This is a genomic window from Stenotrophomonas sp. INTA L402-1 (assembly GCF_059295135.1).
Map to the genome: position 1 here is coordinate 39,070 of NZ_JCAFWP010000019.1, position 12,769 is coordinate 51,838.

At 66.8% G+C, this 12,769-nt stretch carries 12 protein-coding genes and 1 tRNA gene; all 13 read right to left on the minus strand.

Annotated features, from left to right (window positions below):
• Positions 1-18: 18 nt before the first annotated feature.
• Positions 19-111: transfer RNA gene (locus AC5O77_RS12485), tRNA-Ser, on the minus strand.
• A 78-nt stretch (positions 112-189) separates the two neighbouring features.
• Positions 190-393: a carbon storage regulator CsrA gene (gene csrA / locus AC5O77_RS12490; RefSeq protein WP_004152909.1), complete on the minus strand. Its 204-nt coding sequence runs from the start codon at positions 391-393 to the stop codon at positions 190-192.
• A 147-nt stretch (positions 394-540) separates the two neighbouring features.
• Positions 541-3,189: an alanine--tRNA ligase gene (gene alaS / locus AC5O77_RS12495; RefSeq protein WP_478057070.1), complete on the minus strand. Its 2,649-nt coding sequence runs from the start codon at positions 3,187-3,189 to the stop codon at positions 541-543.
• A gap of 109 nt (positions 3,190-3,298) precedes the next feature.
• The gene (gene recX / locus AC5O77_RS12500; RefSeq protein WP_014036760.1) at positions 3,299-3,790 is read right to left on the minus strand and encodes a recombination regulator RecX; all 492 of its coding nucleotides are present in this window, start codon (positions 3,788-3,790) and stop codon (positions 3,299-3,301) included.
• A gap of 110 nt (positions 3,791-3,900) precedes the next feature.
• The gene (gene recA / locus AC5O77_RS12505) at positions 3,901-4,938 is read right to left on the minus strand and encodes a recombinase RecA (protein WP_049449560.1); all 1,038 of its coding nucleotides are present in this window, start codon (positions 4,936-4,938) and stop codon (positions 3,901-3,903) included.
• 204 nt (positions 4,939-5,142) lie between these two features.
• The gene (gene lexA, locus AC5O77_RS12510) at positions 5,143-5,778 is read right to left on the minus strand and encodes a transcriptional repressor LexA (RefSeq protein ID WP_032128412.1); all 636 of its coding nucleotides are present in this window, start codon (positions 5,776-5,778) and stop codon (positions 5,143-5,145) included.
• A 213-nt stretch (positions 5,779-5,991) separates the two neighbouring features.
• The gene (gene ubiB, locus AC5O77_RS12515; RefSeq protein WP_110714292.1) at positions 5,992-7,674 is read right to left on the minus strand and encodes a 2-polyprenylphenol 6-hydroxylase; all 1,683 of its coding nucleotides are present in this window, start codon (positions 7,672-7,674) and stop codon (positions 5,992-5,994) included.
• Between the two features lie 34 nt (positions 7,675-7,708).
• Positions 7,709-8,203 carry a CinA family protein gene (locus AC5O77_RS12520; RefSeq protein ID WP_010484249.1) on the minus strand — a complete coding sequence of 165 codons (495 nt, stop codon included), beginning with the start codon at positions 8,201-8,203 and terminating at the stop codon, positions 7,709-7,711.
• Between the two features lie 122 nt (positions 8,204-8,325).
• A complete protein-coding gene (gene hflX, locus AC5O77_RS12525) occupies positions 8,326-9,636 on the minus strand; it encodes a ribosome rescue GTPase HflX (protein ID WP_279913921.1) in 1,311 nt (436 codons plus the stop codon).
• 14 nt (positions 9,637-9,650) lie between these two features.
• On the minus strand, positions 9,651-9,926 hold the full coding sequence (gene hfq / locus AC5O77_RS12530; protein ID WP_004152891.1) for an RNA chaperone Hfq: 276 nt from the start codon (positions 9,924-9,926) through the stop codon (positions 9,651-9,653).
• A gap of 96 nt (positions 9,927-10,022) precedes the next feature.
• Positions 10,023-10,976, minus strand: a complete 954-nt coding sequence (gene miaA / locus AC5O77_RS12535) for a tRNA (adenosine(37)-N6)-dimethylallyltransferase MiaA (protein WP_164080819.1) — start codon at positions 10,974-10,976, stop codon at positions 10,023-10,025.
• Positions 10,976-11,872, minus strand: a complete 897-nt coding sequence (gene folP / locus AC5O77_RS12540; protein WP_478057071.1) for a dihydropteroate synthase — start codon at positions 11,870-11,872, stop codon at positions 10,976-10,978. Before folP ends, miaA begins: the two co-directional genes overlap by 1 nt.
• 609 nt (positions 11,873-12,481) lie before the next feature.
• On the minus strand, positions 12,482-12,667 hold the full coding sequence (locus tag AC5O77_RS12545) for a hypothetical protein (RefSeq protein WP_121503759.1): 186 nt from the start codon (positions 12,665-12,667) through the stop codon (positions 12,482-12,484).
• Between the last annotated feature and the right edge of the window lie 102 nt (positions 12,668-12,769).

Consider the following 12,769-nt stretch of genomic DNA (forward strand, 5'->3'; position numbering starts at 1 on the left):
CAGGCGCTTCTTTGTATCTGGCGGAGTGAGAGGGATTCGAACCCTCGATAGAGCTTTTGACCCTATACTCCCTTAGCAGGGGAGCCCCTTCGGCCACTCGGGCATCACTCCGGGGTTTTCTCCGCGTCTGGTGCGTTGCACCTCAGCGGGGCGTGAATCATAACGTTAATCGAGTGCGAAGGTAAAGCGTTATTCGGCAGAATTTTCGCTACCGGTGCCACCGGCTTCATCACCACGCTGGATGCGCTGATAGATCTCTTCGCGATGCACAGCGACGTCCTTCGGCGCGGTGATGCCGATACGCACCTGGTTACCCTTGACGCCAAGCACGGTGACGCTCACCGAGTCTCCGATCATCAGGGTTTCGCCGACGCGGCGAGTCAGGATCAACATTTTTGTAAGTCTCCATGGAACCGTGTGGAAGGGTATCCCCCACCGGCTTGACGCTCCGTCAAGAAGCGCTACCACGACAAAGGGAAAAGATTCGCAATGGTACCGTCAGCCGTCCCGCTCCTACAAGGAGGGGGACGGCCAGGTTCATCACAGGCGGGGGCTGACCCATTCGACGACTGCAGCCAGCGCAGTGGCAAGGGCGGGCCCGTCCTCGCCACCACCCTGGGCGAGGTCCGGGCGTCCGCCGCCCTTGCCCCCGATCTGACCGGCGATATGGGACAACAGTTCCCCGGCCTTGACCTTGCCCATTGCGCTGCCGTTCACACCCGCGACCAGGGCGGCCTTGCCGTCCTGGGCGCCGGCCAGCACGATCACCGCATTGCCCAGCTGCTGCTTCAGGCGGTCCATGGCGTCACGCAGGGCCTTGGCATCGAAGCCCTCCAGACGGGCGGCCAGCACCTTCACGCCCGCAACCTCGACCGCCTGGCCGGACAGGTCGGCGGTAGCACCGGCGGCAACCTTGGCCTTCACGGCGTCCAGTTCGCGCTCCAGCTGCTTCTGGCGCTGACCGAGGGCACGGATCTTCTCGACCACGTCGGCAGCGCTGCCACCGAGCAGGTCGGCGGCTTCGGCCAGGCGGGCCTCTTCGGCGTCCACGTAATCCAGGGCGCCCTGGCCGGTGACCGCTTCGATACGGCGCACGCCGGCGGAAACACCGCCCTCGGAGGTGATCTTGAACAGGCCGATGTCGCCGGTGCGGTTGACGTGGGTACCGCCGCACAGCTCGGTGGAGTAGTCACCCATCTTCAGCACGCGCACGTGTTCGCCGTACTTCTCACCGAACAGGGCCATCGCGCCGAAGTCCAGCGCTTCCTGCATGCCCATGTTGTGCACTTCGGCAGCGTTGTTGGCACGCACCTGCTGGTTGACCTTGCGCTCGATCACCGCCAGCTCTTCCGCGCTGATCGGCTGGAAGTGCGAGAAGTCGAAACGCAGGCGGTCCGGAGCGACCAGCGAGCCTTTCTGCTGCACGTGGGTGCCGAGCACTTCGCGCAGGGCGGCGTGCAGCAGGTGGGTGGCAGAGTGGTTGAGGATGGTGGCGCCACGGCGCTCGCCATCGACCTGGCCGGACAGCACGTCACCGACCTTCAGGCCGCCTTCGGACAGGGTGCCGACGTGGCCATGGAACTGGCCGGCGAACTTCTGGGTGTCTTCCACCACCAGGCGCACGCCGTTGCCGGTGAGCACGCCGGTGTCGCCGACCTGGCCGCCGGACTCGGCGTAGAACGGGGTCTGGTTGGTGATCACGATGACCGCATCACCGGCATCGGCCGACTGCACCGGACGACCGTCCTTGAGCAGCGCCAGCACGGTCAGGCCGTCGGCCTGCAGGCGGTCATACCCCAGGAACACGGTTGGGCTGAGGGTCGCCACCAGCTCGGCCGGCAGGGTCACGCCACCACCGAACTTGCCGGCGGCGCGCGCGGTCTCGCGCTGCTGCTCCATCGCGGCGTCGAAGCCGGCAATGTCGACGGTCAGGTCGCGCTCGCGGGCGATGTCCTGGGTCAGGTCGAGCGGGAAGCCATAGGTGTCGTACAGGCGGAACGCGTCAACGCCCGGGATCACGCCATTGCTGGCCTTGCCGGCCACGTCCTCGAAGATCTTCATGCCGGCATCGAGGGTTTCAGCGAAACGCTCTTCCTCGGCCTGCAGCGCACGGGTGACGGTATCCACCGCCGCCGGCAGTTCCGGGTAGGCCTCGCCCATCTGCTCGACCAGGGTCGGCACCAGCTTGCTGAAGAACGGCTGGCGCACGCCCAGCATCCAGCCGTGGCGCAGGGCGCGGCGGATGATACGGCGCAGCACGTAGCCGCGGCCTTCGTTGGACGGCAGCACGCCGTCGACGATCAGGAACGAACAGGCACGGATGTGGTCCGCGATCACGCGCAGTGACTTGTTTTCCAGGTCGGCGGTGCCGGTCAGCTCGGACGCCTTGCGGATCAGCGCCTGGAACAGGTCGATCTCATAGTTGGTGTGCACGTGCTGCAGGATCGCCGCCAGGCGCTCCAGGCCCATGCCGGTATCCACGCACGGCGCCGGCAGCGGCACCAGGGTGCCATCCGGCTGGCGGTCGAACTGCATGAACACCAGGTTCCAGATTTCGATGAAGCGGTCGCCGTCCTCATCCGGGGAGCCCGGGGGGCCGCCGGCGATATGGTCACCGTGGTCGTAGAAAATCTCGGTGCAAGGGCCGCACGGACCGGTGTCGGCCATCTGCCAGAAGTTGTCCGAGGCGAACGGTGCGCCCTTGTTGTCGCCGATGCGCACGATGCGCTCTTCCGGCACGCCAACCATGTCGCGCCACAGCGCGTAGGCCTCGTCGTCGGTCTGGTAGACGGTGACCAGCAGGCGCTCGGCCGGCAGCTTCCAGACCTGGGTCAGCAGCTCCCAGGCCCAGGCGATCGCATCCTTCTTGAAGTAGTCGCCGAACGACCAGTTGCCCAGCATTTCGAAGAAGGTGTGGTGGCGTGCGGTGTAGCCGACCTGGTCGAGGTCGTTGTGTTTGCCGCCCGCGCGCAGGCAGCGCTGCACGTCGGCCGCGCGCACGTAGCTGCGCTTCTCCGCGCCAAGGAACACGTCCTTGAACTGCACCATGCCGGAGTTGGTGAACAGCAGGGTCGGATCATTGCCCGGCACCAGCGGCGCCGACGGCACGATGGTGTGGCCTTTGCCCTTGAAGAATTCAAGGAAGTCGCTGCGGATCTGGGAAGTCGTGAATTTGGCGGATGCGTTCATTGGGGGCTGGCAGTCTGCGGGCCGGCGGGCCCGGACCACCGGCCGCGTTGGCCAGGGTCGCGAGGGACCGCCGAAAACCTAAAGGGTATCAGGCCCGGCGCCGCCAGTCTCAGTCATCCGGGTCGTAGCGGGTCGCACGGCGGATGCTGTCGCCGTCGAAGCCCCGTCGGGCCAGCAGATCGGCGGCCTTGCGCCGCTGCGTCAGGTCCTGCGGACCGGCCTCGCCAAAGCGTCGGCGGACCAGATCACGGGCATTTTCCTGCCAGTCGCCTTCGTAGCTGTCCATCGCCGCGGCAATCGCGGCACTGTCCAGGCCGTGAGTGCCCAGCTCGGCGCGGACATGGATCGGCCCATAACCGGTGTTGGCGCGCATCCGCACCAGGTTCTCGGCGAAACGGGTGTCGTCCTGCCAGCCGGCCTCTGTCAACTTGGCCACAGCCGCCTGCGCGGCTTCGTCTTCGATGCCGCGTGCGGTCAGCTTGCGGGTGAGCTCCTTGCGCGAGTGCTCGCGGCGGACCAGCAGGCCCAGCGCTCGTTGCACGGGCGTCTGCTCGCGCGGCCGGCGTTTGCGGCCGGTGGGAATGTCGTCGGCGTCGGACATCGGTGCTCCAAGGGTGGCGCCATCCGTGGCGCCCAGCCCATCCCTGGGCGATTCGAACCTGCGGGACAGGGCGACGTCACTGACGGCGCCGCCCTGCCCCACAGCAAGCCTTATTCGTCGTCACCTTCGTCGTCGCCTTCCTCACGGGTGGCTTCGGTCGGCTGGAACTTCTCGCGCAGCTCGGCTTCAAGCTTGGCAGCGACCGTCGGGTTGTCGCGCAGGTAGCCACGGGCGTTGTCCTTGCCCTGGCCGATACGCTCTTCACCGTAGCTGTACCAAGCGCCGGCCTTCTCGACCAGCTTGGCATCCACACCCATGTCGATCAGCTCGCCCTCGCGGCTGATGCCTTCGCCGTACAGGATCTCGGTGATGACCTGCTTGAACGGAGGCGCCAGCTTGTTCTTGACGACCTTGATCTTGGTCTGGTTGCCAATGATCTCGTCGCCCTTCTTGATTGCGCCGATACGGCGGATGTCCAGGCGCACCGAAGCGTAGAACTTCAGCGCGTTGCCGCCGGTGGTGGTTTCCGGACTCTGGCCCGGCATCATCACGCCGATCTTCATGCGCAGCTGGTTGATGAAGACCACCAGGGTGTTGGAGCGCTTGATGTTGCCGGTCAGCTTGCGCAGCGCCTGGCTCATCAGGCGGGCCTGCAGGCCCGGCAGCTGGTCGCCCATCTCGCCTTCGATTTCGGCCTTCGGGGTCAGCGCGGCGACCGAGTCGATCACCAGGATGTCCACCGAACCCGAACGGACCAGCATGTCGGCGATTTCCAGCGCCTGCTCGCCGGTATCCGGCTGCGACAGCAGCAGGTCGTCCACGTTCACGCCCAGCTTGGCGGCGTAGATCGGGTCCAGCGCGTGCTCGGCGTCGATGAAGGCCGCGGTGCCGCCCATCTTCTGGCATTCGGCGATGGCCTGCAGGGTCAGCGTGGTCTTGCCCGAGGATTCCGGCCCGTAGATTTCAACGACACGGCCCTTCGGCAGACCGCCAATGCCCAGCGCGATGTCGAGCATCAGCGAACCGGTCGGGATGGCTTCGACGGGCTCGACCACGCGGTCGCCCATGCGCATCACCGAGCCCTTGCCGAACTGCTTTTCGATCTGGCCCAGAGCTGCAGCGAGGGCGCGCTTCTTGTTCTCGTCCATCGGATTGGTCCTTGCAGAGGTCGTGTCGTTGGAGGTGCTGTCTTTGGGGGTCTTCTTTGCCATGGGTTCACTTTAAGTCGGACGTATCGCACAGGCTGAGATTCTGCCCGGCGCTCTGAAAAGAATTATCGGACATCCGTACCAACCTCAGTGGAACCAGAGAATCGCCACAAAAGACCGCGGGGTAATGCGCTATGGAACGGGTCAACGGTTGGGTCGCAACAGGCCGCAATAGAGGCCCTCAATCGAGAAGTCCTGGTCAGGCAGCACCTCGATCGGCTTGTAGTCGGGATTGCGCGGCAGCAGGCGGATACGATCCTTGGCGATCTTCAGCAGCTTGACGGTGATCTCGTCATCGATTCGGGCCACCACGATCTGTCCGGAATGAGCATCGCGGGTGCGGTGCACACCGATCAGGTCACCGTCGAAGATGCCCTCGTCGATCATCGAATCGCCCTGCACCTTCAACAGGTAATCCGGTGCCGGCGAGAAGAACACCCGGTCCAGCACCACGAAGTCGTCCGAGCCGATATCGGCACCGATCGGCAGGCCGGCTGCGACACGGCCCAATACCGGCAGGCGCAGGACGCTGTCGGGCAGGCCCGGCTCGGCCAGCTTCTCGACCGGTGGCGCCTGTACCAGGCGGATGCCGCGGGCCTGGCCCGGGATGCGACGGATCGCACCGGCCTGCTCCAGGGCCTCCAGGTGGTACTGGGCCGCGCGCACGCCCTTGAAGCCGAACGCACGTGCGATTTCAGTCTGCGACGGCGGCGCGCCTTCGCTCTCGATACGCTCGGCGATCAACTGCAGGATCGCCTGCTGGGTGTCGGTCAGGTCCATGGTTAGTAGTATTACTACTAACGAGGGGGACTGCAAGTGCCGGGGGCGACACGGCGACAGCTGTGGTGCCGAGCTGTGCTCGGTAATCGTCGCCGGGCTTGGCCTGGCTGGCAGAGACAAAGGCGAGAGCAGAAGCAGCCGACCAGCGGTCGGCTCTACAGGAATCGCGCAGCGATTCCGCGGCTCCCGTTGGGAACCGCTGCGGCAAGCACACTATGTGTGCTTGCCGCTTCTCCAGATCGAAAACAGGATCCAGACGCCGCAGAAGCCGGCGCCGATGAAGCCGCATACGCCCAGCGCCAGCAGCCAGCGGCTGGAGACGCCACCTACACTGTGCATCACGATGGATGAGCCGATGATCAGGGCAGCAGTGACGATGCCCATCACCAGCCGGTTCGCCGCACGGTTCACCTGCTCGCCGAAGCCCTGCAGCGCCGTGGTTTCCACCTTCAGCTGCAGGCGTCCTCGGCGGGCGGCCTGGACCAGCTTGCGCAGGTCGCGTGGCAGTTCACCGGCGAAGTCGACCAGGCCCAGCAGGCTGCGGCGGCCGCGCTTGAGCAGGGCCTTGGGCGCGTAGCGCTGCAGTACCACCCGTTCCAGGAACGGGCGCGCGGCGCTGGCCATGTCGAAATCCGGGTCCAGCTGCCGCCCCATCCCTTCCAGTGTCAGGAACGCCTTGATCATCAGCGCCAGGTCGGCCGGCAGGGTCAGGCTGTAGCTGCGCAGCAGCTGGGTGATGTCGCCCAGCATCAGACCGATGCGCAGGTCCTTCAGCGGCACGCCACGGTACTGGTCGACGAACTGGCTGATGTCGTGCTGCAGCCGGTTCTCGTCCACTTCCACGCCGCCGGCCCAGTCCAGCAGCACGTCGGCCACACCCTGCGGGTCCTGCTCGACCAGCCCGTGCAGCAGCTGCGCGACCTGGAAGCGCCGCACTTCGGACAGCGCACCGACCATGCCGAAATCGATCACGCCGATACGGCCGTCGCGCAGGTAGATGATGTTGCCGGGATGCGGATCGGCGTGGAAGCTGCCGTCCTCCAGCACCATCTTCAGCACGATGTCCGCACCGCGTCGCGCCAGTTCGCGCCGATCCAGCCCCGCCGCATCGACGCCGGCCAGATCACGCCCTGGAATGCCGTCGACGAAGTCCTGCACGTTGAGGCTTTCGCAGGTCCACTGCCAGTGCACGTCGGGAATCAGGATGTCGTCGCGGCCTTTGAAGTTGCGCGCGATGCGCTCGGCATTGCGGCATTCGGCGGCGAAATCCAGCTCGCGACGCAGCGACACGGTGAACTGCTGCACCACCTCGGCCGGGCGATAGCGGCGCAGGTCCGGCAGGCGCGCCTCGACGATCTCCGCCAAGCGGGCCAGCAGCCGCAGGTCGGCCTCGACCACATCGCGGATGCCGGGGCGACGCACCTTCAGCACCACCTCGCGACCGTCATGCAGGCGCGCGCGGTGGGCCTGCGCCAACGAGGCGGCGGCCATCGGGGTTTCATCGAGGAAGGCGAACACTTCTGAAGGCGATGCGCCAAGGTCGGCCTCAAGCTGCTCGCGGATATCCGCGTACGGCAGCGCCGGCACTGCGTTCTGCAGTTCAGAGAGCTCGGCGATCCATTCCGGCGGCAGCAGGTCGACGCGCGTCGCCAGTACCTGGCCGAGCTTGACGAAGGTCGGGCCGAGATCCTGCATCGCGCTGCGCACGCGCACCGGCGCGGTCATCCGCAACAGTTCCTGCCGCTCCTCGTTCCAGTGCAGCAGGCGCCCTGCCCGCTCCAGCGTGCTGGCCAGGCCGATGCGCCGCACCACGTCGCCGAAGCCATAGCGGATCAGGACGACGGCGATTTCCTGCAGTCGGCCCAAGTCACGGACCGTGCCCAGCGTTTCCCACATCATGCGTGCTCCGGACGATTACCGGAGCAGCATGTCACAGCTGGGCGTCGATACCGCGCAATGCCGCCGCCACGGTTTGCCGGCGGATGGCTTCGCGGTCGCCGTCGAACTGGAACAGCTCGGCACGGGCGTAGCCACCGCGGCGCTTCCAGCCAATCCAGACGCTGCCGACAGGCTTGTCCGGGCTGCCGCCACCAGGACCGGCGATGCCGGTCACCGCCACGGCGATACCGGCGCCGGAATTGACCAGCGCACCGGACACCATTTCCAGCACGGTTTCGCGGCTGACCGCGCCGAACTGCTCCAGCGTCTGCGCACGCACGCCCAGCAGGCGCTGCTTGGCCTCGTAGCTGTAGACCACCATGCCGCAGTCGAAGAACGCCGAGGAACCGGCGATGTCGGTCATGCACTTGGCGATCCAGCCACCACTGCAGCTTTCAGCGGTCACCAGCTGCAGCGAAGCCTGCTGCAGGCGCTGCCCGAGCGCGGCGGACTGGGCATTGAGTTCAGCGTCGGTGGGAATGGACATCGGCATGACGGTGGGGTGAAGAATCTGCACGTTGTACCGCAGATGACAGGCGGATGTCGCGCTCCTCCGGCACGGTTGCGCTGCCGGCCAGCGGCCGGCACTACCAGGCATCGGCCGCTAGCTCACCATTCCGGCGGTTTTTCCGGCAGCAGCGCCCGGATCGGCGCGCCGTCGGCACTGGCGGCCAGCTTTTCGGCTTCTGCGATCGGCAGGTCGACCTGCAGCAGCCAGCCGTCTTCGTCGGCCTGCTCGCTGCGGATCACTTCCAACTGGTGCAGGCGCGCACGCAGGCGGCCGGCATCCGGCGGCAGGCGCAGTTCGCCGGTGACATGCTGCAGGCCCAGGCGCTTGCCCAGCACTGCCTGCAGCAGCTCCAGGCCCTGCCCGTCACGCGCGGAAATCCACACCCGCTCGCGACGCGACTCATCCGGGATACCGTCCTGGCCATCGTGGCGGACGTCGGCGCCCTCGATCCGGTCGATCTTGTTGAACACCAGCAGCTGCGGCAGGTCACCGGCACCGACCGCGGTCAGTACCTCGTCGACCTGGGCGATGCGCTCCTCGCGGTGCGGATCGGCGGCGTCGACCACATGCAGCAGGAAATCGGCCTCGCGCGCCTCGGACAGGGTCGAGCGGAACGCAGCGACCAGGTCATGCGGCAGATCACGGACGAAGCCGACGGTGTCGGCCAGCACCACGTTGCCGCCCGGCACCGCGATGCGGCGCACGGTCGGATCCAGCGTTGCGAACAGCTGGTCGGCGGCATAGGCCTCGGCGCCGGTCATGGCGTTGAACAGGGTCGACTTGCCGGCGTTGGTGTAGCCCACCAGGGCAACACGCGGCAGCTCGCTGCGCACGCGCGCACGGCGCATCTGGGTGCGCTGCACCTCGACCTTTTCCAGCCGCTTCTGCAGCTGCTCGACCCGCTTCTGCAGCAGGCGGCGGTCGGTTTCCAGCTGGGTTTCACCCGGGCCGCGCAGGCCGATCGAACCACCGCGCTGGCGCTCCAGGTGGGTCCAGCCGCGCACCAGCCGCGTGGCCAGGTGACGCAGCTGCGCCAGTTCGACCTGCAGCTTGCCTTCGTGGCTGTGCGCACGCTGGGCGAAGATGTCCAGGATCAGGCCGGTACGGTCGATCACCCGGCGCTCGAGGAAACGTTCCAGGTTGCGCTCCTGGCCCGGGCTCAACGCATGGTTGACCAGGATCAGGTCGGCACCGCTGGCATCGGCCGCGGCCTTGATCTCGTCCAGCTTGCCGCTGCCGATCAGGGTCGACGGATTCGGACGATCCAGGCGTGCGGTGATCGTCGCGGCGATGCTGGCCCCAGCCGAGCGGGCCAGATCACCGAACTCTTCAAGCACATCGTCTTCCAGCTTGCCGAAATGGGGCTGGATCAACAGGGCGTGTTCGCCCTTCTTCGAGCGGTCAAACATTCACCGCTCCGGTATTACTCGTCTGCTTCATCACCTGCCTGACCACCTTCACCCGACTGCACGTAACCACCGCCCGGACCGACCTTCACGTTGCGTGCCGGAACGACCGTGGAAATGGCGTGCTTGTAGACCATCTGACTGACCGTGTTGCGCAGCAGGACCACGAACTGGTCGAACGACTCGATCGTGCCCTGCAGCTTGATGCCGTTCACCAGGTACACCGAAACCGGCACGCGTTCGCGCCGCAGTGCGTTCAAGAAAGGATCCTGCAGCGATTGCCCCTTGGACATTGCACACTCCTGATTATTGTTCTTATTGGGTTGCCGACGGTTGCCACGGCCCCCGAGCCGCCCGCCGACCGATGATGTTACACGGCTGGCGGGGGTTCAGCGTGCGACGAAGGTCGACACCGCGCCGGCAAGGCGCTCGTGGTCGATATGGGGGTCGAACCAGCGCGCATCAAGCTCGCCGCGCAGCCAGGTCAGCTGGCGCTTGGCCAGCTGGCGGGTGGCGAAGATCGCCTTGTCACGGAAGCGGGCAGCATCGCCCTCCCCGTCCAGGTACTCCCAGGCCTGGCGATAGCCGACCGCGCGCACTGCCGGCAGGTCCAGTGGCGCCTCCACGGCGGCCATTTCCGGCATCGCGCGCAATGCCCGCACCTCATCCAGAAAGCCCTGCGCCAGCATGGCGTCGAAGCGTGCCTCGATGCGCTGGTGCAGCACCGCGCGGTCACGCGGCGCCAGGATCAGCTTGAGGGTGCGCACCGGCAACGGCGCCACGCCCGGCCGGCGCTGCCATTCAGTGATGGGGGTGCCGGTCAGGCGATAGACCTCCAGCGCCCGCTGGATGCGCTGCGGGTCGGTAGCATGGATGCGTGCGGCCGCCGCCGGATCGACCTGGGCCAGCTCTGCGTGCAGTGCCGCCCAGCCACGCTCGGCCGCCTCGGCGCTGAGTGCTTCGCGCGTCGCCGGATCGGCCTCCGGCATCGGCGACAGGCCCTGCAACAGGGCGCGGAAGTACAGGCCAGTGCCACCGGCCAGGATCGGCATCTTGCCGCGTGCCACGATGTCGGCCACGACCCGGCCGGCATCGGCGGCGAATTCGGCTGCCGAGTAGGTCTGCCAGGGATCGCGCAGGTCCAGCAGATGGTGGGGGGCCTGCGCGCGCTCGGCCGCATCCGGCTTGGCCGAGCCGATGTCCAGGTGGCGGTACACCAGCGCCGAATCGACGCTGACGATCTCGCCATCCAGCTGCTTCGCCAGGGCGATCGCGGTGGCGGTCTTGCCACTGGCGGTCGGCCCCATGACGGCGATCGCCAGCGGCCGCCGGTCGATGCCCATCAGTCTTCGTCCGGCCAGCGGATCGTCGGCGTGGCGTCAGCGCGTGGCGTCGGCACCGCCTCGACCGCCTGCCAGATCTTCAGCGCATCCACAGTGGCGGCTACGTCATGCACGCGCACGATGCGCGCACCACGCTGCACCGCAATCAGGTGCGCGGCCACCGATGCGGCCACGCGTTCGGACGGCGTGTCGCGGCCGGTCAGTTCCCCCAGGCTGCGCTTGCGCGACAAGCCGGCCAGCATCGGCACGCCCAGTTCCAGGAAGCGCTCGGAGCGCGCCAGCAGGGTCATGTTGTGGGCGGTGGTCTTGCCGAAGCCGAAACCGAGATCGACCAGCAGATTCTTCTTCGCAATGCCCGCCATTTCCGCGGCGAACAGGCGCTGCACCAGGAAGCCATGCACCTCGGCGACCACATCGTCGTAGTGTGGATCGGCCTGCATGTGGCCCGGCTCACCCTGCATGTGCATCAACACCACCGGCACGCCGGCTACAGCGGCGGCGTCCAGCGCCCCCTCCTGGCGCAGGCCGTAGATGTCATTGATCATGCCGGCGCCAGCCGCCACTGCCGCGCGCATCACCTCCGGCTTGAAGGTGTCGATGCTGATCGGAACCTGGGTTCGGGCGGCCAGCTGCTCGATCACCGGAATCACGCGGCGCAGCTCGTCCTCGATCGATACCGGGGCGGCACCCGGGCGGGTGGATTCGCCGCCGATATCGAGCAGGTCCGCGCCCTCTTCGACCAGCTTCAGGCCATGTTCGACCGCGGCCTCGGTGGTGTCGTGCGCGCCGCCATCGGAGAACGAGTCCGGGGTGACATTGACGATGCCCATGACCCGGGCACGGTCGAGGCGCAGGATGCGGCCGGCGCAATCGAGCTGGGGCGAGGTATCGAACATGGGCAATCCTGCAGGGACAACGGCGGGTAGTTTAGTTCGGCAGGGCGGCGCCCTGCACCCGCAGAGGCCAGAGCTACAGCAAGAGCCGGAGCAACAGCGGGTTTACTGAGGGATGGCGGGGTGGGTCCGGTTGCGGGAGACGCCGTGAATCCGTCCATGGAGGCTCGGTCGCGCCATCCATGGCGCTCACGCCCCCGCAACCGGACCCACCCCGCCTTCGACAGTTTTCTGCGATCTGCAGTAGATCCACGCCATGCGTGGATGACTCAATCGATATCTGACAGATGTGTCGACCAAGGTCGACACCTACCAACAGCCGCGGAGATCTGTCAGAGGTGGGGCGGTGTCGGAGGGCGGGGTGTCAGCCGCATGGGCCCGAGGCATGCCTCGGGCGGGTTGGGCAGGACGCCCAACCCCGGTCTTGCCGTGTGCGCAGGAATGCGCACGCGAGCAAGCGGCTGCCAAGCTTACAGGGACGTACTTGCAGCGTCCCCGCACTCCGACACCGCCCCGCCATCCTACAGAAAGCCCGCTGTTGCTGTTGCTGCTGAGGTTGCCGGCCAGCGACCGGCACTACCGCGGGTGCAGGGCGCAGCCCTGCCAACACCCTTAACGGCGGCGGCGCTTTCGGTCCACGTACAGGGTCCTGACGATGCTCAGCACGATGCCGACACCGATACCCACCACGCAGCCCAGCAGCAGATTGTCGGCCCCCAGGCCCACACCCACGCCGACCACGGTGGCGATGACCATTTCGGCGGTGTGGGAAATCGGTTCGGGCTTCGGGGCGGACATGCGGGCTCCAGCGTCAGATCAGTTCTTCGGGATGGGCCAGTGGCCCGGAAACGACGAAGCCGGGTTGCCCCGGCCTCGTCTGGTGTCACGTGCAGCGGGCCG